The organism is Candidatus Nitrosopelagicus brevis (assembly GCF_000812185.1).
Lineage (GTDB): Archaea > Thermoproteota > Nitrososphaeria > Nitrososphaerales > Nitrosopumilaceae > Nitrosopelagicus > Nitrosopelagicus brevis.
Genome location: NZ_CP007026.1, coordinates 302977 through 328366 on the forward strand (window position 1 = coordinate 302977; position 25390 = coordinate 328366).

The window sequence follows — 25390 nt, forward strand, 5'->3', positions numbered from 1 at the left end:
TCCAACTAATGAATATAGTATTTTTTGTATTTACTCATGGTTTTGAAGAGTTTGCCATCTCTGCATATTGAACTGATTCCTCTTTCAATTTCTCTATATTTTTCATAATCTCAGCAATTTGTTCTTGTTCTCCGTCACTATTGATTAGATTTGCAATAACCATTGTTTCTATGATATATGATTCAAATGATTTTAGTGATGCAATTCGATTGATGTACGTTTCTTGCCACTCTTGTGGTGCATCACTATATGCTAATTCCATTAATAATGCGTTATTTTGTGATGAAGAAGTTTCTGCAATTCTAACATATTCGTCTAGAGATATCTTCTCATTAAGGAACTCTGAAAATGACTCTTCTACTGCATTTGCAACTATCTTATGTCTTTCATAAATTCCTGCATCATGATTCTCAAAATCAGTTACAACTATAGTCATTTCATTATTTGATGGATTATCAAACCATACCATGAAACTTGCAATGGTGATGGCAATCAAAACTACTACCGTAATTACTACTCCTTTTTTCGAACCCATGTCCCTATCAAATCTTTGATCATTATAATACTAATCTATTTAATTTGAATAATGAGTATTTTTCATAATTTTGATCAATTTTGGAAAATTTTCTAACTAGTTTATAAAAAAAGCCCTTTACATCTAGTCTGAAGTAAAATAATGTTCACATTCTCTTTTCAAATACAAGATTGCTTTGGATTTGTTGTATGACCGAAGCATATTGTGTAAAATGCAGAAAAAAAGTAGAAATCCAAGACGCGGAAGAGACTAAATTAAAAAATGGTCGTCCAGCCGTAAAAGGTGTCTGTGGAGAATGTGGAACTAAAGTTTTCCGAATAGGTAAACCTTAGAAACCTTTTCCTTTTTCTAACTAAACCCATATAGGGGATTTTAACAACTTATAGTTATGACGAAATCTGATTATGAGAATTTACTAAAACGAATTGAAAAAAATATTTCAAATACCTCCTCATCTGGAAAACGTTTCGAGTTGCCTCCAATTGACATTACTTGGGAAGGAAAAAAAACAATTCTTAGAAATTTTGCAGATTTTCCAAAAGCGTTAAGGAGAGATCCAAATACCATCTTACAATATCTCTCAAAAGAATTTGCTGTACCTGCTGATCGTGTAGGTGATAAAGCAATCTTTGTCGGTAAACGTGATCCGGATGATTTCTCCAGACTATTTGGTATTTATCTGAAAGATTATGTTGAATGCCCAACATGTCAAAGCCCTGACACAAAAGTGGAAAAAGAAAATAGAATTTCTTTTTTAATATGTGAAGCATGTGGAGCAAAATCTACAATTAAAGGTAAATACGCATAATGCTTTTTTCTACAAAAGTTGTCAGTGCAAGTGGAAATTTAATGCTAAATATCTGCGACCCTGAATTAGTAGATAAAACTCTTCATGATGGAGATACAAAAATCAAAATTAATCCAAATTATTACGCTGAACGTAATGTTGATGAGCATGAGGCAAAAACATTACTCACACAATGTAACTCCATAAACATGGTTGGAGAAAAAACAGTTTCTCTTGCTATTGGTCTTGGAATTGGTTCTGAAAAAAGTATTAGACGAATTGAAGGTGTACCATTCTTGATAGTATTCAAGATGTAACACCACAATTATATACAAAATTCACATATCTTTTTCGTGGGAAAACGCAAAGTACTCAATGAAAGTGCACTAAAAGAAATCAGACTAGCTGAAGAAGGTGAAATGTATGGTAGAGTGATCAAGCTTTTAGGAAGTGATCAAGTTCTTGTAAAATGTACTGATGACATTACTAGAAGAGGAAGAATACGAGGAAAATTAAAAAGAAGAATTTGGATTAGAGATAATGACGTTGTGGTTATTGCACCTTGGGATTTTAAAGAAACTGAACGTGGAGATATCGTATGGAGATTTACTTTACCTCAAGTTGATTGGTTAAAAGATAACGATCATATTCCTAAAGACTTTTGATTTTAGAAATGATTTTCTATTTGTAGATGTAGTATAGATATGTCTGATAATTCTGAAAAAAAAATTGAATTAAAGATAAAATCTAAACTTGAACAAAAGAAAAAAAAGAAAACTCTTGATGATGGTTTTAAAAAAAATAAAGTAGTGAATGAAGTTTTAGATAAAATTACTATATTGCAACTTTATGATTTGATAAATTCTAAAATAATTTCTTATGTAAATGGTGTTGTAAAGGCAGGAAAAGAATCTGTTGTATTTTGGGCAAAAGATCCTGAAGAAAATGATATCGCATTAAAAATATACTTAGTCACTACATCTAACTTTAAAAAAAGAAGCCAATATCTTACTGGTGATCCTAGATTTACTAGTGTCAAAAAAGGAACAAAAAACATAGTTTATCTCTGGGCTAGAAAAGAATTTCAAAATATTTCTAAATGTTATGATTGCGGCATTCCTGTTGTAAAGCCTAGACATGTTTCAAAAAATATACTGATAATGGATTTTGAAGGAAAAGATGGCAAACCTGAAAATACTTTACTAGAATCCGAAATTGATGAAAATGACTATCATCAATCAATTGAATTAATTTCTGATTTATTCAAAAAGGCAAAATTGGTTCACGGAGATTTTTCAGAATATAACATCTTTAAAACCAAAAATGGTCTAAAATTGTTTGATTTGGGATCTGCAGTTGATAGAACACATCCTAATACAATGAATTTTTTGAAAAGAGACATTAATAACATAACCAACTTCTTTGTAAAACGAGGATTGACGGTAGAAAACCCTGCTGATATTCTTGAAAGGATAACAAAATGAGCTTTGAAAAATTAATTAGAATTCCAGTAGATAGAATTGGTGTAATTATCGGAAAATCTGGAAAAACAAAACATCAAATTGAAAAAAAATGTCATGTTGATTTGAATATTGATAGTGAAACTGGCGAAGTAATAATCACTAGTGATAAAATTGACGGAAATATTAGTCCGTTCAAAGCTGTTGAAATTGTTTCAGCTATGGGTAGAGGTTTTTCACCAGAAAACTCACTGCGTCTTTTACGTGGAGAAAATAGTTTACACGTAATTGATTTACGGGAATTTGGTGGAAAGTCTCCTGATCAAATTGAAAGAATTAAGGGAAGAATTATTGGTGAAAATGGAACTGCAAGATTAAACATGGAAAATCTAACCGGTGCAAAAATTTCTGTTTATGGTAGAACTGTCGGAATAATTGGAGAACCAAATCAATTACGTATGGCAGTTGATGCAATATCTTCACTTTGTAGTGGCAGTATGCATGGTCCGGTTTACAGTAAACTAGAAGCTGCAAGAAGAAAAGAAAAAGCAGATAAGGCATTATTGTGGGAAAACCAAGATGTCTTCTAACGAAAATTTTAATCAGATATCTCCTAGTGAGTTTTTTTATCGTAATCGTGATCTTGCGGGATTTAGTAATCCTACGCGTTCATTGTATACTGCTGTGCGTGAATTTGTAGAAAACTCTCTTGATGCTTGTGATCACAGTGGAATATTGCCTAATATTCACATGACAATCAAGGCTGTAGATCCTGAAAAACCTGATCCTAAACAATATATCTTGACTGTAAAAGATAATGGTCCTGGAATTCCTTCAAAACATGTACCTCTTGCATTTGGTACTGTTTTGTATGGCTCAAAATTTGGGTTGAAACAAGCTCGTGGAATGTTTGGTCTTGGAGCTACTATGGCAATACTTTATGGACAAATTACAACAAACAAACCAGTTAAAGTAAAAAGTAATGCAGATGGAAAAACTCGTTTTGATTTTGAGATGAAACTCGATATTCAAAAAAATAAACCAGTAATAATGAAAAAACAGGAAACACCAAGTACTGAACAAGGATTAAGCGTTAGTATTGTTTTAGATGGTGATTATGCAAAAGCAGGAACAAAAATCCGTGATTATGTTTACCAAACATCATTAATCACTCCGTATGCAACAATTTCCTTTGATGATCCAAAAGGTGAGAAATTTCATCATAAATCAATTATTCGCTCAATGCCTCCTGCTCCGACAGTGATTGCACCTCATCCATACGGAATTGATGTTGAGACAATTCGTCGGATGCTTGTTGACACACATTATCAAATTCCAAATGTTGATGATAAAATGATTGAAAAAGTTAGAAAAGAACTTGGAATGTCAAAACAGAAATTTACCTATAATGAAATAATGAAAAAGACTGAAAAAAAATGGAAATCACTCACTCGACCTGTTCGTGTTGTAATAGCTTTGATGTCATTTTTAGAAGCTGATTTTGAAAAATTACAGCGAATCAGAATTGAAGATGTTGATCTTAGAAATAATAAACTAATCTACTGGGATTATAGTACATCTCAAACTCTCGCAGCAGATATGGATGTCGAAAGCCCTTACTACAAACAATTAGCAAATACGGTTCAAGGTGAGTCTCTTACTCACTTTTTAACAAAAAGATTTCAGAGAGTGGGTCCAACAGCTGCACTTGAATTTTGTAAATTTGCAAAATTCAAACCTGAAACTAGAGTTGGTAATATGACAGACCAAGAATTAGTAAAATTAAGTGACGCATTGCAAACATACGAAGGATTTAGATCTCCTGACCCTACATGTTTAGCACCTCTTGGTGCAGAACCTCTTGAAAAAGGAATTCAACGTAGATTCGAGCCTGATTTCATGGCTGTGGTTCAAAGAACTGCCTCTGCATATTCTGGATTTCCATTTGTTGTAGAAATGGGAATTGCATATGGAGGTAAAATTGAAACACGTGGTACTACTGTGTATAGATTTGCAAATAGAATTCCATTGTTATATGATGAAGGTAGTGACGTTGTACTAAAAGTTGTTAAAGATGCTGACTGGAATCGTTACAAAGTGAAAAGTGATTCTGCACCATTTATCATAGTTTCACATATTTGTTCAACAAGAGTTCCATACAAAACAGTAGGAAAAGAAAATGTGGCTGATAGGCCAGAAATTGAAAAAGAACTTAGATTGGCGCTTCAATTCCTTTCAAGAAAACTTTCTGGATATATGTCTAAAAAAGGCCAAGCAGAGGCTGCAAAGAAACGTGCTAACCTATATTCAAAATATTTGCCACTTGTAGCACAATTTTGTACAGAATTGTCTGGAAAAAAGAAAGAGCCAAATTATGAAAAAATGATTAAAGAAGAAACTGCAATAAACAATACAGATGAAAATAAAGAGGTAGAAAAGAATGGCTAAAAAAGTAACAAAAAAAGTAACAAAAAAAGAAACAAAAAAAGAAAAAATTGATAAATCAAAAAAACTTATCCAAGCTCTCAAAAACCATGGTGCTCAAATATATGAGGATCTTGAAAATGGTGAATTTCCAAAGTTTTCAATTCCGAATCGTTCCATTAGTAATATCATCTATGATAAAAAACTAAGACAATACGTACTTGGAACTAACGCTTCTCTAAGAAGTGCAAGAAATAGTTCTCAATTACGTTCATTTACTCAATTGCTATGGCTTGCATTTTTTGCAAATAAATTAACACATGAGAAAAAATCATCTACTCTTCGAGATGTTTATTATTCATCTCAAGCATTTGCAGTAGATTTTGAAGACCAACAAGAATCTGATAATATTATAGTTGATCTAGAAGCCGTCTTATCTCAACCTCGTGAAGATTTCTTTGTATTTCCTGAAGAGCGAAGTAGTATTTTTGGTGACTTGACAATTGAATATACAATTCCAGGTTATGAAGGAAAAACACAAAATCTTTCTAGTCATCCTGACGGATATGCAATTGGTCCTAGTATGACTTCTGCTCAATTAACTGATACCAGTGCAGAAATGGTAATTGCAATAGAGAAAGGTGGTTTGTTTACTAGGTTTGTAGAGGAACAAGTTGATAAAAAATTCAAATCTATTATCATTAATACTGGCGGTCAAGCTCCTCGTTCCACTCGAACATTGCTAAAGCGTTTACATGATGAATTGGGATTACCTGTTGTCATACTGACAGACGGTGATGTGTATGGAGAACATATTGCAATGGTAATAAAATCTGGTTCTGCAAATGCAGCTCATCTAAGAGAATTAACAGTACCTGATGCAAAATGGATGGGTGTCTGGGCCACAGACATTGATAAATTCAAACTACCTACAATTCCAATGACTGAATCTGATATCAAGCGTTGTTATGATTTACTAAAAGATCCTAGATACGAAGAAGGATTGTGGAAACGAGAACTAGAAGTATTCATAAAAATTAAGAGAAAAGCAGAACTGGAAGCATTTTCAAAATATGGTTTGACAAATATTACTGAAAAATATTTACCTAAAAAATTAGAAGAATCAAAGAGCTTCTGATGTTCTAATTCTTAATGTTAAGACACCATTTCTATACTTGAAATCACCAATTTCCATTTCTTTTGGTCCTTCAATTTGAACTTCCTTTGAAAATCCTTGTGAACCTCTAATGTATAAAATTCCATCAATTAATCTGACAGCAATTTTATCTTCTGGTCCTGGAACTTCTGCAACGAAAACTGTTTCATTGTCTCCTTTGATTAAATCGTATACCCAATTCTTTGATTCCTGTTCTCTTGCAGTAAATTTTGGTTTTTGAGTAACAACCATTTTCTTAATGACTCTGGTCCAATAAACTATAGTCACTAAGGCAATTCCAATTAATATGAAACTAACAAATCCATTATCTGCTCGTAATGACATTGCATATACTAATCCAAAGAAAATCAATAAAATTATAGGTACAACATAATTTAGTGATTTTTCGGTTGGTTGTGTAGCGTTTGCATATTTACTCAATACACACAAAATTAGTTTTACCAAATATAAAGCATCTTTGATTTTTATAGGTATAATCCCATCTCAAACCATTGACTGAAAGCTCTTCAAAAAAAATTACAACAAAGGATATTGTTGCCAAAGGCTCCTTAATTGCAATAATAATCTCTGTACCTACTTTGGTAGTATTTTTTGGTATATGGACAATAACTGATGATCTTATCTTTGGAGGCGTTGGAGGATTGATAACTAATTTTATTGCCTTAGGTATTGCATTTAAAATAGTAAGCAAGAAATTTGTTAAAAAACCAAAAGATAACTTTGAATTATAATTTGTAAAATGAATCTCTCTCAAATAATCAAAACTCTTGTTTCTGAAATTAAATTAACAGAAGTCCAGGCGAAAATTTTCCTACATGTTGTAATTAATGGTAAAATGAATACTTCTAAAATTTCTAATGATCTGAAAATTTCTTTAGATGATGCAACTCAAAATTCAAAAAAATTAGTAGAGTTGGGTGGCTTTATTGATATGCCTAATGATGAGTTTGAGGCAATGCATCCTAGATTTACAGCAGTCAATATGTATCGAAAAATGTGTGAAAGAGAACAAAAAGAGTTCAAGAAAAATCTTAACGTTGACAATATTGGAGTTGCGTTAGAAGTATCTTACGATGATGCAAGGACTAAATATAACAAATAAAATGAAAAAATATGACTGAATCTGATGCACCTTCTGGCAAGCCTCAAAGCTATACTAGAAAAACTCTAGGTGACTCTGATGACAAACCAAAAGCTCCTGAAATTTACAAATGTTGTAGTAATCCTCAGATAACATATCTTGCTCCTGTAAACATCAACATTGATGAACGAACTATTGGTTCAGTTGATGTCTGGAGATGTGCTGCATGCATGAAAGAATTTTGTGAAGAAAAAACATTAGGAATTGATTCTATTTCTGATATTGTTGGAATGCCACGAATTGAAGATGACGAAAAATGGGCAGTTATTGTAAGTAAATTGCAAAAAGGAAAAGACAAATGGAAATTAGTTAAATTAAAAGAAACTGGAATGATAAAATTTGAAACTGCTGATGAAAAACTTATTGATTTAAAAATCCAGGATTATAAAATCGTGGATGATTTTCATTCAAGCTTTCTTGTCTTGGATCATATACATCATGCAGTTGAAATTTAATCTTGAAACTAACTGTTAACATTCAAGAGATTACCGGCACTCAAATGGCTGCAAAAATAGTTGGTAATTTTGTAGTTGATGAATATTCATTTCCTTTTACAGGAATTGCTTTTGGAAGAATAGGTGGTCAGAATATAGGCGTAAAACTTACTGATGATGTTGAAAAAAATATCAAAGATTTAGGTTATGATCTTGATGTTGTAATTGACACTCTACAAAAAAATCTTATCCAAGGTGATCTTACTTTACCTGAAGGATTACAAAAAGAATCATTCGCTGATGATTAAAATTCTGCTTCTTCTAATGCCTTTTCACAAGAACATGATTTTGAAACAGGAATTTTATCAATTAATTCTGTAAGGAGTTTCTTAGTTAATTCAACATTTTTTGATAATGTTTCAATAACCTCTTTTGCTGTGACTGGTTTTTCTGCCCATACGTCATAATCTGTAACTGTTGAAATTGATGCATAGCAAATTTGTGCCTCTCTTGCTAATTGACACTCTGGCACTAGTGTCATACCAATTATCTCTGCACCCGTACTTTTGTAAAATTTTGATTCTGCTTTAGTTGAAAATCTAGGTCCTTCAATGCAGACATATGTTGCTTCTTTATGAATTTTTAATTCTTGTTTGTCTGTTACATCTAAAATTGCTTTTTGTAATTCTGGGCAAAATGGATCTGCAACTGAAATGTGTATGACTCGTCCATCTTCAGAAAATGAACCTTTACGTGATTTTGTAAAATCTAAAAATTGTGTTGGTAATGCAAAGTCTCGTGGTGCAAATTCTTCTTTTAAACTTCCAACTGCTGATGGAGCAATTATTCTTTTTACTCCTAATTCTTTGAATGCCCAAATGTTTGCTCTGTAATTTATCATATGTGGTGGAATTGTATGTTTTTTTCCATGTCTTGGTAAAAATGCAATTTTTCTTCCGTTGAATTCGCCAATTGTTATGGTATCAGAAGGTTTTCCGTACGGTGTATCTATAGCAATTTCTTTTGGTTCTTTTAATAACCCTGAATCATAAATTCCTGTACCGCCAAAAATTCCAATTTCTGCAGTTTCTTCCATTAGTATTCCACCAATGATTCTGATCTGTAATCTTTAATCTTTTCTCGACCGTTTAATTCAAGTAATTCTATAATGAATGCGAATCCCACTATGGTTCCATTAATTTTTTCAATTAATTTTGCTGCAGCTTTTGCTGTACCTCCAGTTGCTAACAAATCATCACAAATCAAAACACGTTGTCCTTCTTGAATGACGTCTTTCTGAACTTCTAATGTTGCCTTACCATATTCTAGAGTATATGATGTCTTAACAACTTTGCCAGGCAATTTTCCTGCCTTTCGTACAAGAATCATTCCTTTGTTGTATTTCAGTGCTAATGCACATGCTATGATGAATCCTCTAGATTCAATTCCAGCAAAAACATCCACGTCGTTAGGATGGAATTTCTTTGAAAATTCTTCTATCATAAATGATAGTGCTGATGGATCACCTAAGATTGGTGAGAAATCTCTAAACAAAATTCCTTTTTTAGGGAAATTTGGATAATCTGCAATCTTATCTTTTAGATTCATAAGTTTAGACGAAAAATTGAGAAATAAAAACCGTTAGTTGATCAACTAATCGTGAATTTTGTAGATGTGTTTGATGCACCGTCATCTGCAGTCATCTCATATTCTCCACTTTCTAAATCTGCTGGAATCTGCCACATTGTAAGATATTCCCCATTACTCTTAGCAGTAATATTTAATTCATCAATTTTAATCCCTTCTGAATCAAATATTTTGATTGTTACCGTTGCTGATAATCTCGCACCTGAACCTGATATATTCAATAATTCATTTGTATTATAATTACTCTTATCTGTGAATATTTGTAATTCGTTGTTTTCTCCAGAAACTGAAAATTCCACATCTTTAAAATTTCCACCACTTTTTGCATTAACATTCCACTTTCCTACCGTTGCATCTAATGGGATTCTAAAATTATCTACTTTGAATACTCCAAATCTATCAGAAAATGTTTCAATTTTCTTTATAATCTTTCCATTAGAATCACTAATTGTGATATCTAATAGCACATTGATTGCACCTGTACTTCCAAGAATTAAAATCTGTTCTCCTTGCTTGTAATCATCTCTAGTTGTTTGAATTGAAATTGCGCCAGAACCTGTTGTCAATCCAATTGTAAACACTGCTGAACCAGAACTTTCACCTCTCTTTGCATTCAAAGTGAACGATCCATTTGGCAAATCATTTGATTTAATTTTATATACCTCTTTACCATCTGGTCCCAGATTCAATGTATCTGAAAGTTTTTCTCTATCTGCAGAGTCAATCAAAATAATTGCAACTTGTGAGTTAACTGGACCCTGAATTTCAACGTTAATCATTTCATCACTTGCAAAATTTAATTTTGTTGGTCTCACAATTAATATTGGTTCAGGTTCCTGCCCCACGCCAAAAGTTGTAATTCCAGATTCATTTCCTTGAAATGCTGATAAAATGTAAGTTCCTTCGACTGAACCTCTTGGTATTTCTACATTGAAGTTGACTAATCCTGATTCTCCAACTGAAACAGTTCTAGAGAATATCTCTGTATTAATGGCGTCTTCAATAATTATTGACATCTCTTGATTTGGGATTGCAGTGCCCTCAAATGTAATAGACTCGCCTGCTTCAATACTTGTTTCTGTACCTGAAATATTGATTAATTTTGCACTTATCACTTCCACATTTCTTAATGCCTTGCCTTTTCCATCATCAATTTCAATGGAAATCATTCCTAAATCCAACTCTGGAGAAATCAAATTATCATACGTCCATTTACCATCAAATCTTACTTGAATTGTATCTATGGCAAGAATATTTCCGTTGTTATCTTTTGATGTAATAGTTAATGTTGTATTTGGCGTTGCCATTCCATCAAGTGTAATTACATCTCCACGCTTAGCTTCTTGTGGTGTGTTTCCAAGTGACAATTTTATCACATCTGCAATCTCTCTATTTTCTAATTGTGGAATTCTTATACTGAGCGTTTTTTCATTTCCTCCTGAATCTCGTAAAACAAATTCAGTTCTTTCATCATTAAGAATGGCTGGTAATTTAGACGTAAACAGTATCTTTCCGTCTGAATCAACTTTCACTGATTCTTTTAGTTCATTTGCAATGTAGAAATCAAGTGATTGGTTTGGAACAAAGTCTTCTCCAACTACTCTAAAATAAGAATTTGATGCAGGTTTTTCTGGAATAAATCTGAAGTTTGAACTCTCTTTTATTGTAACAATTTTAGGCTGATTTAATTCTGGTTTATTTTCTGATATTTCTGATTTTGTTACAGTTGTACTTGCTGAACTAATTATTTCTCCCTTTGAATCTAATGCTTTCCAATTTATCACTGGATTATTTTCTATAGTCTTAATTCCAAATTTTACAGATTGACCTGGGTCTATTTCCGTTTGTGATGTAAACACAATTACTCCTTGTGGCGTATTTTTACCCATCCATCCATTTTCAGTTTTAAAAGACTTGAATTCATTTTCTCCACTCAACCAGATTCTTACCGTATCTATACTCGCAGTATTTCCTCTATTGTTTTTTAATTCAAGTATAGTTGAATCCTCAAAACCTGTACTTACACCGATGACTTTATCAGCAAAACTAGTATCAAAACTTGATACAAAAATGACTGATGAAATTAATAATAATGAAAAAACTAAAACTGAATGTGAGCCCATCATAGAAATGTTCTATTATCTACAATTAAATCTTAATGAGAATTAATTCGTGAAATATCTAATTCTATGCAACCTGAGTAGCTTTCAATTCATATGGATTTTCTGACCACCATTTTGTGTATAGCTGGTCAATTTCTTTCATATCTGAATTATTTAGATATCCTCCATTTGACATATCTGAAAATGTTTGAATTTCTTCTTCACTGATTACCGTTGGAAAAACTGAAGAAATCCCTTCTTTTGATAAGATGAATTTAATAGCCAATTCTTTAATGCTTAATCCATTTCTGTCAGCGATTGGTTTTAACTCTTCAACTTTTTTCAATGAAGCTTTTATCCATTCACCTTTTCTTACTGAACGATGATCTTTTTCATCGATTTTTGTATCTGCATTTACTTTACCTGTCAAAATTCCTGATGCGTCAGGAACTCTAACTAGAATTCCTACGTTATTTTCTATACCTGAGTTTAACAATTCATTTCCTGGTGTTTGTTCTAAAATATTAAAAACAGTTTGAACTGCAGTCACATTTTTTCTTTTCATGGATTCTAATCCCTCTTCTGTCCATCCTATTGCTGGCCCTAAAGCAATTTGATACGTTTTAATTTTTTCCTCTTCAATCAAACTATCTAATGTATTGAAAATAGAATCATCTTTAATATGATGCATTTTTGGATTATGCAAACCATACATGTCGACATAATCTGTCTTCAATCTATCCAAACTATTGGTTAATGCTTTTCGGGTGAATTTCTCATCAAATTGTTGTGGTAATTCTGTATGTCCAACTTGTTTAACTTGCTCAAAATCATAACCATATTTAGTTGAAATTATAACTTCATTTCTCATGTCTTTGAAAGCTTCTCCAATCAATCGTTCACTTTTGCCCTTTCCATACATGTCCCCAGTTTCAAAGAAGTTTATTCCACAATCATAAGCTTTTTTCAACATTCTTTTAGCTTCGTCTTCATCAATTTCTTTTCCCCACCAGTTTAATGCAATAGTCCATGCTCCAAAACCAATTTCGGAAACCTTAATTCCACTTTTTCCTAATTTTTTATATTTCATTTAACTATCTCCTTGAACTCTTCTAGTTTTTTCTCAATCTCATTATCTTCCAAAGCTGATTCTCTTCTTCTACGTCTAACCATCCATTCTGTATCTTGAAAATTTGAATTTAATTCTATCCAAGATTTACATCCTGAAAACTCTGATTTTAGTGGTAAATCAAACTCTGGAACTTTCATTATTTTTAAGAATACTGCTTTCATTGGTTTTTCAGGCTTCCAATTTCTTCTTTCTTGAATGTATGAATCACTCCAAATATGAAATGATGATAATTGATTGATTATTTCATTGGATTCAATATCCTTTTCAAATAAAATTTCTGCATATGAAGAAATTTTATTAAATCCTGCTTTTGGTTTTTTGTCTAAAACTTCATTTAGGAAATCATGGAATTCTGGTTTAACATGTTTTGTTTCTTGGTGTTCCCATGTCGGAAACAAAAAAAATTTTTTAGATTCAATATTAAATCCTGATGCAGTTTCTAAAATACCACCTTTTCTTAAAATCACGGTTTGTTTTCCTTGTTCTAGAGCTTTTACTACCGTAGCCCACTCTTTTAGTCCTTCCATTATCCAAGACTCGTAATTATAGGGACTATATCTTTTTTCACACAGACTATCATCGGTGTATCTTCTTTGACATATGCTGAAACTTTGGTACCTCTAAGTTCCATAATCATATCTTGAAATACATTTAGATCATCTGATTCGAATGCTAACATGAAATCTTGGTCGTGAATACCAAAGGAGTATGTTGTGTTTAGTTCTACTTGTGGATATTTTTGACTAACTTTGATATGCTCATCCATCATTGCTTTGCGTTGTTCAAGAGGTAAGAGATACCATTCTCTTGTTTTGATAAAAGGGTAAACAACTGTGTATTTTTTTGCCTCTAATCCTCCAACAAATGAATGGATTCTGTCTTTTTGTGCATATATTGATGGTCGTGTTGATGAAAAATAAACTATGGATGGCATGATATATTTCCCAACTACTGTCAAGTATATTTTTGAAATTGTTTCTTGAATATCTTCAATTGATTCAGACATGAACCAAATTAAAAAATCTGCATCATTTCTTAATCCTAGTGTTGAATATGTTCTAGATTGTACTGGAGCATTTTCTAAAATATTTTCTAACTCTTTTGCTGATTCCTCTTTTGCCAAATCCGCCATCCATCTCCATTTTGGATCTATTTTAAAAAATGAGAAATTGAAATAGTATCTTTTATTTTCTTCAGACATGATCATTCATTTGTTGTCTAATATTTAAAATAATTTTAATTTCTTACTGCTTTGCTTCTTCAAGAACCCAATCATAACCACGTTTTTCAAGTTCTTGTGCAAGACTTGCATCTCCGCTTTTCAAAATTTTACCATCCGCAAAAACATGAACATGATCTAACTTGTCTAAGAAATTAAGAATTCGTGCATAATGTGTAATTACAATTGTTGTTGAATCTTTATCTGATACCTGACTAATTGCTTTTGCAACTGATTGTACTGCATCAATATCTAATCCTGAATCTGGTTCATCTAAAATAGAAATTTTTGGTTTTAGTACTGCCATTTGTAATACTTCTGCACGTTTCTTCTCTCCTCCAGAAAACCCTTCATTCAAATATCTTGAAAGAAAGTCTTCTCTTAATCCAACGGAATTGATATTTTCTTTTAGATAATTTTGAAATTCTCTTACAGTGATGAACACTTCACGTTCTTCACCTTTCATTGCTTTACTAAGTGCATTGTAAGATGTTCTAAGAAAATGTGAAAAACCTACTCCCGAAACTTCTGTTGGATATTGAAATCCCAAAAACAATCCTTTTTTTGCTCTCTCATCCGCTGTTAATTCTAAAATACTCTCTCCATCAAGTAGTATGTCTCCTTGAGTTACTTCGTACTTTGGATGTGCTAATAGTGTATATGATAATGTACTTTTTCCAGAACCATTAGGTCCCATAATTGCATGAACCTCACCTGGGCCAGTTTTCAAATTCACACCTTTGAGAATTTCTTTACCTTCTCTTGTTACATGTAAATCCTTTATCTCAAGTTCTGCCATGGATTTATCCTCTGATCTTCGTATATAATCTCGACGAATTTTAGCTAATCCTAATCTAAAATAAAGAAGAAAGGGGGGGATTATTTTTTGGCTAAAATAGGTCTTAATGTCAAAGTCATCTTATGTGTTGAAAGAATCTCCTTGACTCTATTTCTGATTGTGACTTCTGTGATGCCAGAAACTGTTGATACATCTCTTTGTAGAACATTTTGCCCTAACAAAACTGATGATACATACAGATAAGCTGAGGCTATTCCATTTGGAGCCTTTCCATCTGTAATGTTTTTGGTTTCTGTTTTTGCGGCAATTTCTAAAGCAAGTCGCTCAACTCTTACATCTGTTTTAGTTAGATTTGCGATCTTTGAGATATATTTGTCCATGGTAACTACTGGGGTTACAACATTTCCTATCTCTAAAACAAGATTTCTGTAGTATTTTGCAGCTAACTTTGTTTTTGCCTTTACATCTTTTGGTGCACAAACATTTTTGCAAATCTCATCTAATGATCTAACAATTCCGCATTGTTTGCATGCCATATACACTACTGCTATGGTAATGCTTACGACTGATTTGCCCTTGACCTCGATGTTTTTTCCATCTAGGCTACGATAAATCATGGATGCTGTTTCTACCACATTTTTTGGAAGACTACAACTAACACAGGTTTCAGAAATCTTTCCTAAAACATTAGTTAATCTTCTTTCACGTGGAGATGTTACGCGAACTCTTTGTTGCCATTTTCTTAGATTTTGCATTTGATTGGAAACTGTGCTTGGAATTTTTTTGCCACTAAAATCTGTGGATGAAATTGAGATGTCTGTAGCAATTCCCATATCATGTTGTGCAAGTGTTGTTTGTCCAGATGCTCTTGCTAATCTCATTTTATCTTCGAGATTTGATGTTTTTGTTTCTGGACCCATATCAGCCATTTGTTCATCAACGACAATGCCGCATCCGGAACAAATTCTCTCACCATTGTGAATGTCATCTATTACTGGAGATTTACATTCAGTACAGCAAGATTGTATTTCTATTGTACTCATCTATGTCTTCTCCTGCTTTTTTTCTTTGCAGGAGCTTGATCAAGCGCAAAAACTTTTTTCCCATTAATCTTTCTCAAGTTATTTGTTAATGGTATGGCTGACGCAAAGGGACTTGATACTGGTCCAATTAGCTCTGTAACTTTTGCAATTTTTTGACTATTGCTATCACAAAGAATTTGACCTTCAGGTACCTCTGAGTTGAGTCGTACAATGACTCTGCCACTATTGGCTAAGTGCATAACTTCACCTACCTCCTGCAATTACAATTCAGAAGTTTTGATAGTTTTCATTAAGTTCTGTCAACAAAACTTTAGTTCGTAGCTATTTTCGTTACTGTTTTGATTGTTTTGCCCTTTTAGATACTAATTTTTGAGAAATTTTTTCAAGCATTGTTGTCTTTTTTTCTGTTTTTGGTAGAACAATGTATCCAGATCTGACATATGGTCTTTTTGGATATCTCACTTGTTCTTCTGTTTCTTTTGGTTGTAGTCCTGCAGAGTTTGATGCATCAATTAATTCTTTTAACGATGGATCAAAAACACATTTTTCTTTTGATAATCTTCTACCTTTGTTACGTGGTAATGTCTTGTTAAAATAATCAAGCCAGATTACGACGTGTTCGTAATCTTTCATATCTCTACTTTACTAAAATTCCGCTAACTGTTCCGCTTTGACCTGGTCTTGATACAATTCTACACTTTCCGTCTTCTGTTTCAACAATTGCACCTTTTGTAATGATTCCACGTCTTTGATAATCATTGTTTGTTTGATTTTCTAAAACTTTGATAATCTTTGATCTTTTTACTTTGGAATCGGCCATAACTAAATTTACAAAGCTTGCAATCTTTAATCCAGTTTTTCTATTATTTCCTCTTGTCTTTCTTGTAATGGTTTGCTGTTCTTCTCCCATTTCTGCTTCATTTGGGTATCTGTCAGTTTCAAATTTCTGTCTAGTCTTTAATGGATGTCTAAGACCACCAGTAATCTTACTTGTTTTTAGATTCTCTACAGATTTCTTCATGGAATGTTTTTGAATTACTCTAATTTATACAAAACGCAAGATTTGTGAATTTTTACGTGTATTAATTATAATTCACTGTACTAGGGGCTGTATTTCTAGTACGTACCTTTTTGAATAATTTTTGTCTCAATGTATCATCATCTCCTTGAATACCAAAATATTTTCTAAACTTCTCTGTTGTAGTATAAATTTTGTATCTTCCAACCGTCTGATGTTCTATAAAATCAAGTTGGGTTAAATCTTTCAAATGTGAATAAACTCCTGTACCTCTAACTTCTACTAGCTGTTTACTAGAAATTGGTTGTTCATATGCAATGTAAGATAATGTTTTTTGTGTTGCTTTTGCTAACATCGGTCTAGATGCATACTTCCTTCCAATTGTTGAACTATACTCTGGTTTTAGTTGAAAAACATATGAGCCATCTGGCAAATTTGTAATCTCGATTGCTTTGAAAGATGATTTTGTCTTCTGGATAAGTTTTGTTAGTAAATTTAATGTTGTTTTTCTTGATTCTGTTCCTGATGCTCTGATAAGATCCTCTACGCTTAGAGGTCTTCCTGCTGAATATAGTGCAGATTCTATTCGTGCAGTTGCCTCATTTTCATTATCAACCTTAACCATGAATATCTCCACTTTGAAATTGACTTAAAATCATCCTTTTCATATCGTTGATCAAATTGTAAATTATTATTTGATTAGGGTGACCCTAATTTCCTCTTCTCCTTCTTCTTGCAGAATATCTATTTTTTCATCTCTTGCCAAGAATAATATCGCAAAAAAACATCTAATAGAATCTGTTGTATCCAACTCTTCTACAATCTTTTCAAGTAGAAGTGAGCCATTTGCCTGGAGCTTTCTTAACACTAAGTCTTGATACTCTCCTATAATATTCTCAAGATTATTGAAAATTTTCTTAAAATCTGGTGGTTCTATTGGTTCAAATCTTAATTTGTTACCCTTTCTTTCTCTAGGATTTGCTATTGTTCCAATTAGATTTTCAAGTAAATCCAGTAATTCATCTAAACTAACAGGATAAGTTGATTCATGTCTATACGGAAATTCCAAAATATCTATGTCTACGTCAGTTCTCTGTCGAAGAGGCTTTTTTTCCATTGCTGCTTTTTGTAATGCAAAAATACTCTCTACTTTTAATTTGTAAATTAATGAAGATGATAATGCCGCCATTCCTGCTACTCTGAGATCTTTTTTATCAGTCTTTTCAAGAATTTTTAATAACATTGATAAAATCTGAATAAGATCTATATCCCAAACATCCCTTTTTTGAATTCCTTCAGGATTAAATAATACATTTATTGGAACTTTGGAAATAAGTGATTTTGTTTCTTCCTGACTCACAAGTTCCCCACATTCTAATTGAATAATATCTATCGGCTCTATTTTCTTTTCATAATCAGTCAACTCTTATATTATAAAATAAAAAATGCCTTTTGTGAAAGCGGCACGAATAATCGAACCTGATAAACCACTTGAACTAAATCAAGTTGAAATTTCTGACCCTTCAGGAACTGAAGTATTAATCAAAGTTATCTCAACAGGCGTTTGTCACAGTGATCTTCATCTTTGGGAAGGTGGATATGACACAGGTGATGGATTCATGAAAGTTACAGATAGAGGCGTAAAATTCCCTGTCACTCCTGGTCATGAAGTTGTTGGTACTATTGAAAAAATCGGTGACTCTGTACAAGATGTAAAAATTGGCGATAATGTCTTAGTTTACCCTTGGATTGGACCAAAAAACTGTGAATGTACTTCTTGTAAAAAAGGAGATACAAATTTGTGTGAAACTCCACAATCATTAGGTGTCTTTCAAGATGGAGGATATGCTGAAAAAATTATTATTCCTGATTACAAATTTTTAGCAAATATTGGTGATGTAAATCCTGATTCAGCATCTTCACTAGCATGCTCTGGATTAACTGCTTACACTGCAATCAAAAAAGCATTAGTAAATAATCCTGAATCAATTTTAATTGTTGGTGCAGGTGGTTTAGGTTTAATGGGTGTTCAGTTAGCAAGCCATATGGCAAAATGTAAAATCATTTGTGCAGATATTGATGATGAGAAATTAAAAACTGCAAAAGAATTGGGTGCAACTGATGTAATTAACACAAAAGAAAGTGATGCATCACAAAAAATAATGTCTATTTGTAATGAAAAAGGTGTTGATAGTATAGTTGACTTTGTAAATGCACCTCCAACTGTAAAACTTGATCTGTCTGTAATTAGAAAACGTGGAAATATCATCTTAGTTGGCCTGTTTGGTGGTTCTGTAGACTTGCCTTTAGTATCTGTACCATTAAAGGCAATCACAATTCAAGGTGCATATACTGGAAACTACAAAGATATGGTTGAATTAATTGAACTTGCAAAACAAGGTGTTATCAATCCAATTGTATCAAAACATTATACTTTAGATGAAGCAACTGGTGCTTTAGATGATCTAAAGAATAGAAAAATTTTGGGACGCGCAGTAATTAATCCTTAATTAAAAAATGGTCCCCACTGAAGGATTTGAGCCTTCGACAACCCGATTTCTGTATGCCTAGTAGACTACTGTTATTCAGCCCTAAGCCGACAACTACAGTCGGAAGCTCTACCAGGCTGAGCTAAGTGGGGACATCTTTTTTGATATTTTTTTTATTTATTAATTATTAGTTTTGTACATTTTTGAACAAATTTAATTACTTTAGCCGATTTTGAGATTCATGACCGATAATCCAAAAACTACCGGCGGATATGTCTGTGCTCCATACCTCCATGACCATGACTCAATTGAATTAAAGGATAGTTGGGTTACATCTAAAAACATAGAATCTCTGTATTTTGTCACCGCCACCTTTTCTGAAGACAGTAAGCCTTACTTTTTGACTTCGTCAAATCATTACATATTAGCAAAATTCAAAGATTCTGAAAAAATTTCCAAAGAAATTCTCGCTCAAGAGACCGATAAACCTTCATTCTTATTCAAAGTGGATGATAATATCTTTGAAAGACCGTTAACTGAAAAAACAAACTTTGTATCAATTTACTATTTGGAATATGGGGATTCAAAATACGATTTGAGAGATGTATCTGCTCATGTTGCTAGAAGAGAGAAAGTATATCGTGCTGGATTTGGAAACATGAAGTTATTATCGAAGGAATCGCCGAAATTTGAATTTCCATACAGCGATCATATTGTAATGTTAGAGATTTCAAGTGACAAGAGTCATCAAAGTGACAACAAATATTGCGAACAAACTAGACGTGATATTTGCAGAAAAGGAATTGTAATGAATAATCTAGTTAGTCTCTCAATTCTTGAAACAATGAAATAAAAAAAGGTAAATACCCCTCAAAAATTATTTTGTTATGAGCAAACCTTCTGATTTGGGTTCATTAAAAATTGGTTCTTACATTTTACTACCTGTTGGTGATCAACCAACCGGTGAACCTTGTAGAATATCTGAATATGATACAAGCAAACCTGGAAAACATGGTGCTGCAAAGGCACGTATTGTTGGAGTAGGTGTTTTTGATGGTGCAAAACGCCCACATGTAGGTCCTGTAAGTATGCAAGTGCATGTTCCACTAATTGATAAAAGAGTTGGACAAATCATTTCAATGACTGGTTCTGAAATCCAAGTTATGGATGGAGAAACATTTGAGACCGTTGACATTCAAATGGTTGATGAAGAGGTTGATGGAAAATTAGAACAAGGTCAGGATATTGAATATTGGAATGTTATGGGAAGAACTAAAATCATGCGAATTAAAACATCCTAAATTGGATGCTAATGATGATTGGAAAAGCCAACTGATTTCTGATGAAGATTATGAGTTTTGAGGCATCCTATTTTTTATTTTAAAATGAAATTAGCTGCTTTATTTTCTGGTGGAAAAGATAGTACATACGCAATTCATCTTGCAAAAAAATTATCACATTCTGTTGATGTATTATTAACATTATATCCTCATTCTGATGAAAGTCATTTACTTCATCATCCAAACATAAAATTCACTACATTACAATCTGAATCTATGGGAATTCCCCAATTAATAGAAGAAATTCCATCTGTTGAAAATGAAACTGAATTTAAAAAACTTGAAAAATTGATCACTTTAGCAAAAGAAAAGTATTCCATTGAAGGAATTGTTCATGGTGGAATACTCAGTAAATACCAAAAAGATAATTTTTCTTTAATCTGCCAACAAAATGATCTAGAAATTATATCTCCATTATGGAATAAAAATCCTGAATCTTACATGAAAGAATTATTGGAAGAAAATTTTGAATATATTATTTCTAGTGTGAGCTGTGATGGTTTGGATGATTCATGGCTTGGACAAAAAATTGATGAAAATAGATTAAAAACTCTTGAAAATCTACAAAACAAATTCGGGTTTAATCTAAATTTTGAAGGTGGTGAAGCTGAAACATTTGTAACAAATTGTCCATTATTTAAAAAACCGTTATTTATTCAAGATTCAAGAACTGAATGGGATGGTTATAGGGGAAGATTTGAAATATTGGAGGCGAAATTAAAAGATAATGCTTGATAATTTGAAAGACGGTTTAAGAACCGCCATTAAAAAAATCGTAAGCTCTTCTGGGATTGATGAAGAATTAATTAAAGAATTAGCAAAAGATGTACAACGGTCACTTTTACAATCTGATGTAAATGTAAAATTAGTTCTTGAGATCACAAAAAACCTACAAGAACGATGTATTAATGAAACTCCTCCTCCTGGGCTGTCACGAAAAGATCACATTGTAAAAATTCTTTATGATGAATTATCAAAATTATTAGGAAATGATACTGAGTTTCATTTCAAATCCGGAAAAATTAACAAAGTTTTGATGCTTGGTATTCAAGGAAGTGGTAAAACTACTGTATCATCTAAACTAGCAAAATTTCTTACAAAACAAGGATATCGTGTTGGTGCTATTGGTGCAGATACCTACAGACCTGGTGCCTTAGTTCAATTAAGAACAAATTGTGAAAAATCTAATGTTGAAGTTTATGGCGAAGAAAACAACAAAGATTCTGCTGAAATTGTGAAAAATGGTTTAAAACATTTTGAAAATTCGAATATTGATGTAGTATTGATTGATACTGCAGGTCGTCATAAAGAAGAAAAAGATCTTCTTGATGAAATGACTGAAATTTCCAAAGTATCTAATCCTGATTTAGCATTACTAGTAATTGACGGTACAATTGGCCAACAATGTTTCTCGCAAGCTGAAGCATTTAACAAAATTGTTCCTGTTGGAGGCATAGTCATTACAAAACTTGATAGTTCTGCAAAAGGTGGTGGTGCTCTAGCAGCATCTGCTGCAACAGGTGCACAAGTAATGTATGTTGGAACCGGTGAAAGAATTGATGATTTAGAACAGTTTTCACCTACTAGATTTGTTGGCAGACTTTTGGGAATGGGTGATGTTCAAGCTGTGCTTGACCTTGCAAAAAGACTTGGTGATGAAGCAGATGAAGTTCGTATGAAAAGAATATCAAGTGGTAAAATGAACATGGAAGATTTCTTTTATCAACTTGAGGAAGTTACCAAAGTCGGTTCACTTCAAAGTTTAATGGAAACAATGCCTGGATTATCAGGAATGGTAAAAGAAGATCAACTTGAAGTTATGGAACAAAGAATGGACAAATGGAGATACATTATTCAGAGTATGAATACAAAAGAAAAAGCTGATCCTGATCTACTTAATTCATCTAGAATCAAAAGAATTGCACGTGGTTCTGGTTGGCCTGAGCATGAAGTTAAGGAATTAATAAAAAATTATAAAAATTCTAAATCAATGATGAAAGCATCTAAAGGAAGACAAATGCAAGGTATGCTTCGTAAACTTGGAATGGGTTAACTAGAAAAACTTCTAATGTATACACATTGTTCATAAGGAATTATCATTTCATCTGAAACAATTTTTCTATTTGTCAATTCACATCCTGAATCTCTAACAATTGCTATTGGGTGTAAATCATCCCCTTCTCCCATCTTATGATTTGCAATAGATGCTAAATTATCCGCAGTTGCTTGAAATGTAACTTTTAGTGGGTTTCCATCCAAATCTTTTTCTCCACGTAAATCTTTTGTTGGTTCTATTCCCGCACATGCTATTGCAACTCCTGTTGTACCAATTCTTGCAGGCATTAACCTACTATCCACTATGATTATTCCAACATGTAATTTTAACTCAAGAAAAATTCTTCTTTTTAATTCTTCAGCAAATTTATCTGGTTCATTAGGATACAAGATAATTTTTGTTCCTTTAGAATTTGATTTATCAATTCCAGCGTTAGGTGCCAATATTCCATTTGTAGTTGCCATGGCAAATCCTGCTACTCCTCCTAAGATTTTATCTGATTCTCTATAAACAATTTCCATAAATTTTTCGTTAGTATTGAATTTTTTTGCAATTTTTTTTGCTTCTTCACAAACCCTTGATTTTTCTATCTCTAAAATTCGTCCCTGTGAATTCGAGATAAATTTACTTGAGATTACTAAGATATCCCCTTCTTTGATTACAACTTTGCTGCTCTTGATTATATTCTTCAGTTCATCAAAAAAGCAAAATTTTTCTGTCTTTTTTCTTGATGTTAATGGAATTACTGTCAAATTCATAGATATTTTACATCTTATTCTCTAATTATTGTTCTGAAAAGCTTTTAATCTCAATCGATGGCATTGTCGTTTATGAACATAACTGAAAAAATACTAGCTCGTGCTTCTGAGAAAAATACCGTTTCTCCGGATGATATTGTATTTGCTAAGGTCGATAAGGTTATGGTACATGATGTTTCTGGACCTGGAGTTTTGAAAGTTTTTGATAAATTACAAAAACAAGGAATTGATACATCAAAATTACATGATCCATCAAAAGTTTGGATTGCTGAAGATCATTTTGTTCCATCTGCAGAAAAAATTTCTGCAGAAAATATTGTAAAATTATCAAATTTCTCAAAAAAATATGATATCAAAAAACATTTCAAGTATGGAATGGGACAATATGGAATATGTCATACATTATCTCATGAAGAGGCGTTAGTCAATCCTGGAGATGTCTATGTTGGCGGTGACTCTCATACTAACACTACTGGTGCATTGGGTGCATTTGCTTGTGGATTAGGCCATACTGATGTTGCATATGTATTATTGAATGGAGAAATTTGGTTTAAAGTACCTGAAACATATCATTTCAAACTTAATGGAAAATTACCTTCACATGTAATGGCTAAAGATTTCATACTCAACGTTATTGGAGATATTGGAAATGATGGCGGAGCATACAACACTATGCAATTTGGTGGAACAGGAATTGATGAAATGTCTGTAGAAAGTAGATTGACATTATGTAATATGACTACTGAAGCAGGCGCAAAAAATGGAATTATTGAATCTGATCAAAAAACAGTTGAATATCTAACTCAAAGAGGCGCAACCAATGTTTCAGAATTCCACGGAGATTCTGATGCAGAGTATTCTAAAACTTTCGAGTATGAAGCATCTGAATTAGAACCTACCGTTTCAAAACCATTTTCTCCTGACAACATTACAGTTGCTAGGGAACTGTCTTCTACTGAATTAGATAAATCATACATTGGTTCTTGTACTGGTGCAAAATATGAAGATCTTTTAGCAGCCGCTAAAATCCTCAAGGGAAGACAAGTAAAAATACGAACTGAAGTATTGCCTGCGGCAATTTCAATATACAAAAAAGCTGTAAAAGATGGCTTGATTGAAATATTTCTAAATGCGGGTGTCACTGTAGGTCCACCTACATGTGGTGCATGTTGTGGTGCTCATATGGGTGTATTAGCAAAAGATGAAATTTGTGTTAGTACCACAAACAGAAATTTCCCTGGTAGAATGGGTCATGTCGAATCTCAGACATATCTCGCTTCTCCACAAGTTGCTGCTGCATCAGCTGTAACTGGAAAATTAACTGATCCGAGGGATTTGAATTGATTGGAAATGTAATAAAATATGAACAGGATAATATTGACACTGATGTCATAATCCCTGGAACATATCTAAAAATCCATGATTACAATGAATTAGCAACACACGCAATGGAAGGATTAGATCCTGAATTTCCATCAAAGGTTAAGGACGGAGATTTCATTGTTGCAGGAAAAAATTTCGGTTGTGGTTCGTCAAGAGAACATGCACCTATTGCACTCTCAACATGTGGGATAAAAGCCGTAATTGCTACATCTTTTGCAAGGATATTTTATAGAAACTCTGTTGATGGGGCATTTTTGTTACCTATTGAAGTAGATGACGAAACATACAAAAAAATATCAAATTCTGATCAACTAGAAATTAACATTGAAAAAAATGAGATAAAAAATATCACAAAAAATGAATCATATTCTATGAAACCTTTTTCAGAAATAATTGCAAAAATTATTGCTGCTGGTGGTCTTTTCAAGTACAAAAGGTAAATTATC

General features: G+C 32.6%; 35 protein-coding genes and 1 tRNA gene. 19 read left to right on the top strand and 17 right to left on the bottom strand.

From position 1 onward, the window contains the following. Window positions 1–34: 34 nt before the first annotated feature. Entirely contained in the window at window positions 35–535 is a 501-nt protein-coding gene (locus T478_RS01775) for a hypothetical protein (RefSeq protein WP_048104716.1), read from the bottom strand. Between the two features lie 188 nt (window positions 536–723). Between T478_RS01775 and T478_RS07685 the strand changes: the two genes are divergently transcribed. From T478_RS07685 to T478_RS01815, 8 genes are read left to right on the top strand one after another with little or no spacing between them, the layout of a single operon-like run. Beyond that, window positions 724–867, top strand: coding sequence for a DUF5679 domain-containing protein (locus T478_RS07685; RefSeq protein WP_048104717.1), 144 nt, complete (start codon window positions 724–726; stop codon window positions 865–867). Window positions 868–923: 56 nt separating this feature from the next. Beyond that, a complete protein-coding gene (locus T478_RS01785; protein ID WP_048104719.1) occupies window positions 924–1343 on the top strand; it encodes a translation initiation factor IF-2 subunit beta in 420 nt (139 codons plus the stop codon). Between the two features lie 41 nt (window positions 1344–1384). Beyond that, window positions 1385–1639: a DUF424 domain-containing protein gene (locus T478_RS01790; RefSeq protein ID WP_238573623.1), complete on the top strand. Its 255-nt coding sequence runs from the start codon at window positions 1385–1387 to the stop codon at window positions 1637–1639. A 36-nt stretch (window positions 1640–1675) separates the two neighbouring features. Further along, a complete protein-coding gene (locus tag T478_RS01795) occupies window positions 1676–1987 on the top strand; it encodes a translation initiation factor eIF-1A (RefSeq protein ID WP_048104722.1) in 312 nt (103 codons plus the stop codon). Between the two features lie 39 nt (window positions 1988–2026). Beyond that, the gene (locus T478_RS01800) at window positions 2027–2806 is read left to right on the top strand and encodes a serine protein kinase RIO (protein WP_048104723.1); all 780 of its coding nucleotides are present in this window, start codon (window positions 2027–2029) and stop codon (window positions 2804–2806) included. Next, a complete protein-coding gene (locus tag T478_RS01805; RefSeq protein WP_048104724.1) occupies window positions 2803–3372 on the top strand; it encodes a KH domain-containing protein in 570 nt (189 codons plus the stop codon). The genes T478_RS01800 and T478_RS01805 overlap by 4 nt, the downstream gene beginning before the upstream one ends. Continuing rightward, window positions 3362–5230: a DNA topoisomerase VI subunit B gene (locus T478_RS01810; protein ID WP_048104726.1), complete on the top strand. Its 1869-nt coding sequence runs from the start codon at window positions 3362–3364 to the stop codon at window positions 5228–5230. Before T478_RS01805 ends, T478_RS01810 begins: the two co-directional genes overlap by 11 nt. After that, on the top strand, window positions 5223–6344 hold the full coding sequence (locus T478_RS01815) for a DNA topoisomerase IV subunit A (protein ID WP_048104727.1): 1122 nt from the start codon (window positions 5223–5225) through the stop codon (window positions 6342–6344). Before T478_RS01810 ends, T478_RS01815 begins: the two co-directional genes overlap by 8 nt. Here T478_RS01815 and T478_RS01820 read toward each other — a convergent pair. Next, window positions 6330–6803, bottom strand: coding sequence for an Hsp20/alpha crystallin family protein (locus T478_RS01820; RefSeq protein ID WP_082008755.1), 474 nt, complete (start codon window positions 6801–6803; stop codon window positions 6330–6332). The genes T478_RS01815 and T478_RS01820 overlap by 15 nt on opposite strands. A gap of 71 nt (window positions 6804–6874) precedes the next feature. On the opposite strand from T478_RS01820, the gene T478_RS01825 reads away from it, so the two are divergent. The 4 genes from T478_RS01825 to T478_RS01840 are packed head-to-tail and all read left to right on the top strand — an operon-like array spanning window position 6875 to window position 8266. After that, window positions 6875–7114, top strand: a complete 240-nt coding sequence (locus T478_RS01825) for a hypothetical protein (protein WP_048104729.1) — start codon at window positions 6875–6877, stop codon at window positions 7112–7114. An 8-nt stretch (window positions 7115–7122) separates the two neighbouring features. Continuing rightward, entirely contained in the window at window positions 7123–7485 is a 363-nt protein-coding gene (locus tag T478_RS01830; protein ID WP_048104731.1) for a hypothetical protein, read from the top strand. An 11-nt stretch (window positions 7486–7496) separates the two neighbouring features. Continuing rightward, the gene (locus tag T478_RS01835; RefSeq protein WP_238573625.1) at window positions 7497–7979 is read left to right on the top strand and encodes a hypothetical protein; all 483 of its coding nucleotides are present in this window, start codon (window positions 7497–7499) and stop codon (window positions 7977–7979) included. Between the two features lie 2 nt (window positions 7980–7981). Further along, window positions 7982–8266: a hypothetical protein gene (locus T478_RS01840; protein WP_048104732.1), complete on the top strand. Its 285-nt coding sequence runs from the start codon at window positions 7982–7984 to the stop codon at window positions 8264–8266. On the opposite strand, the gene T478_RS01845 is transcribed toward T478_RS01840, so the two are convergent. The 13 genes from T478_RS01845 to T478_RS01905 form a co-directional block, all read right to left on the bottom strand. Continuing rightward, window positions 8263–9054 (bottom strand): S-methyl-5'-thioadenosine phosphorylase, encoded by a 792-nt coding sequence (locus T478_RS01845; protein WP_048104733.1) that lies wholly within the window; start codon window positions 9052–9054, stop codon window positions 8263–8265. The two genes, T478_RS01840 and T478_RS01845, sit on opposite strands and share 4 nt — an antisense overlap. Further along, complete coding sequence (locus T478_RS01850; RefSeq protein WP_048104735.1) at window positions 9054–9566, bottom strand: adenine phosphoribosyltransferase; 513 nt, start codon at window positions 9564–9566, stop codon at window positions 9054–9056. Before T478_RS01850 ends, T478_RS01845 begins: the two co-directional genes overlap by 1 nt. A gap of 41 nt (window positions 9567–9607) precedes the next feature. Continuing rightward, complete coding sequence (locus T478_RS01855; protein WP_048104737.1) at window positions 9608–11728, bottom strand: hypothetical protein; 2121 nt, start codon at window positions 11726–11728, stop codon at window positions 9608–9610. A 64-nt stretch (window positions 11729–11792) separates the two neighbouring features. Further along, entirely contained in the window at window positions 11793–12797 is a 1005-nt protein-coding gene (locus T478_RS01860) for an aldo/keto reductase (RefSeq protein ID WP_048104738.1), read from the bottom strand. After that, window positions 12794–13366 carry a DUF1802 family protein gene (locus T478_RS01865; protein WP_048104739.1) on the bottom strand — a complete coding sequence of 191 codons (573 nt, stop codon included), beginning with the start codon at window positions 13364–13366 and terminating at the stop codon, window positions 12794–12796. The genes T478_RS01860 and T478_RS01865 overlap by 4 nt, the downstream gene beginning before the upstream one ends. Continuing rightward, window positions 13366–14040: a chlorite dismutase family protein gene (locus T478_RS01870; RefSeq protein WP_048106731.1), complete on the bottom strand. Its 675-nt coding sequence runs from the start codon at window positions 14038–14040 to the stop codon at window positions 13366–13368. Before T478_RS01870 ends, T478_RS01865 begins: the two co-directional genes overlap by 1 nt. 43 nt (window positions 14041–14083) lie before the next feature. Further along, the gene (gene sufC / locus T478_RS01875; protein WP_048104740.1) at window positions 14084–14857 is read right to left on the bottom strand and encodes a Fe-S cluster assembly ATPase SufC; all 774 of its coding nucleotides are present in this window, start codon (window positions 14855–14857) and stop codon (window positions 14084–14086) included. An 80-nt stretch (window positions 14858–14937) separates the two neighbouring features. Beyond that, complete coding sequence (locus T478_RS01880; RefSeq protein ID WP_048104741.1) at window positions 14938–15900, bottom strand: transcription initiation factor IIB; 963 nt, start codon at window positions 15898–15900, stop codon at window positions 14938–14940. Continuing rightward, the gene (locus tag T478_RS01885; RefSeq protein WP_082008718.1) at window positions 15897–16160 is read right to left on the bottom strand and encodes an H/ACA ribonucleoprotein complex subunit GAR1; all 264 of its coding nucleotides are present in this window, start codon (window positions 16158–16160) and stop codon (window positions 15897–15899) included. The genes T478_RS01880 and T478_RS01885 overlap by 4 nt, the downstream gene beginning before the upstream one ends. A 70-nt stretch (window positions 16161–16230) precedes the next feature. Next, window positions 16231–16533: a signal recognition particle subunit SRP19/SEC65 family protein gene (locus tag T478_RS01890; protein WP_048104743.1), complete on the bottom strand. Its 303-nt coding sequence runs from the start codon at window positions 16531–16533 to the stop codon at window positions 16231–16233. A gap of 4 nt (window positions 16534–16537) precedes the next feature. Further along, window positions 16538–16921 (bottom strand): 30S ribosomal protein S8e, encoded by a 384-nt coding sequence (locus T478_RS01895; RefSeq protein WP_048104745.1) that lies wholly within the window; start codon window positions 16919–16921, stop codon window positions 16538–16540. A gap of 61 nt (window positions 16922–16982) precedes the next feature. Beyond that, the gene (scpB, locus tag T478_RS01900; protein WP_048104747.1) at window positions 16983–17543 is read right to left on the bottom strand and encodes an SMC-Scp complex subunit ScpB; all 561 of its coding nucleotides are present in this window, start codon (window positions 17541–17543) and stop codon (window positions 16983–16985) included. Window positions 17544–17609: 66 nt separating this feature from the next. Further along, entirely contained in the window at window positions 17610–18278 is a 669-nt protein-coding gene (locus T478_RS01905; protein ID WP_048106735.1) for a chromosome segregation protein ScpA, read from the bottom strand. Window positions 18279–18372: 94 nt separating this feature from the next. Between T478_RS01905 and T478_RS01910 the strand changes: the two genes are divergently transcribed. Then, window positions 18373–19428 (top strand): alcohol dehydrogenase, encoded by a 1056-nt coding sequence (locus tag T478_RS01910; protein WP_048106738.1) that lies wholly within the window; start codon window positions 18373–18375, stop codon window positions 19426–19428. A gap of 8 nt (window positions 19429–19436) precedes the next feature. On the opposite strand, the gene T478_RS01915 is transcribed toward T478_RS01910, so the two are convergent. Then, window positions 19437–19559, bottom strand: a tRNA-Tyr gene (locus T478_RS01915). Between the two features lie 89 nt (window positions 19560–19648). On the opposite strand from T478_RS01915, the gene T478_RS01920 reads away from it, so the two are divergent. From T478_RS01920 to T478_RS01935, 4 genes are all read left to right on the top strand, one after another. Continuing rightward, entirely contained in the window at window positions 19649–20260 is a 612-nt protein-coding gene (locus T478_RS01920; RefSeq protein ID WP_048104748.1) for a hypothetical protein, read from the top strand. A gap of 34 nt (window positions 20261–20294) precedes the next feature. Beyond that, window positions 20295–20708 (top strand): translation initiation factor IF-5A, encoded by a 414-nt coding sequence (locus T478_RS01925; RefSeq protein ID WP_048104750.1) that lies wholly within the window; start codon window positions 20295–20297, stop codon window positions 20706–20708. Between the two features lie 84 nt (window positions 20709–20792). Further along, window positions 20793–21482 (top strand): diphthine--ammonia ligase, encoded by a 690-nt coding sequence (locus tag T478_RS01930; RefSeq protein WP_048104752.1) that lies wholly within the window; start codon window positions 20793–20795, stop codon window positions 21480–21482. After that, entirely contained in the window at window positions 21475–22800 is a 1326-nt protein-coding gene (locus T478_RS01935; protein ID WP_048104754.1) for a signal recognition particle receptor subunit alpha, read from the top strand. Before T478_RS01930 ends, T478_RS01935 begins: the two co-directional genes overlap by 8 nt. Here T478_RS01935 and T478_RS01940 read toward each other — a convergent pair. Next, complete coding sequence (locus tag T478_RS01940) at window positions 22797–23561, bottom strand: coenzyme F420-0:L-glutamate ligase (protein WP_048104755.1); 765 nt, start codon at window positions 23559–23561, stop codon at window positions 22797–22799. The genes T478_RS01935 and T478_RS01940 overlap by 4 nt on opposite strands. Before the next feature lie 72 nt (window positions 23562–23633). On the opposite strand from T478_RS01940, the gene T478_RS01945 reads away from it, so the two are divergent. Both T478_RS01945 and T478_RS01950 read left to right on the top strand, forming a co-directional pair. Beyond that, window positions 23634–24905, top strand: coding sequence for a 3-isopropylmalate dehydratase large subunit (locus T478_RS01945; RefSeq protein ID WP_048104756.1), 1272 nt, complete (start codon window positions 23634–23636; stop codon window positions 24903–24905). Beyond that, complete coding sequence (locus tag T478_RS01950) at window positions 24902–25384, top strand: LeuD/DmdB family oxidoreductase small subunit (protein WP_048104757.1); 483 nt, start codon at window positions 24902–24904, stop codon at window positions 25382–25384. The genes T478_RS01945 and T478_RS01950 overlap by 4 nt, the downstream gene beginning before the upstream one ends. Window positions 25385–25390: the final 6 nt, after the last annotated feature.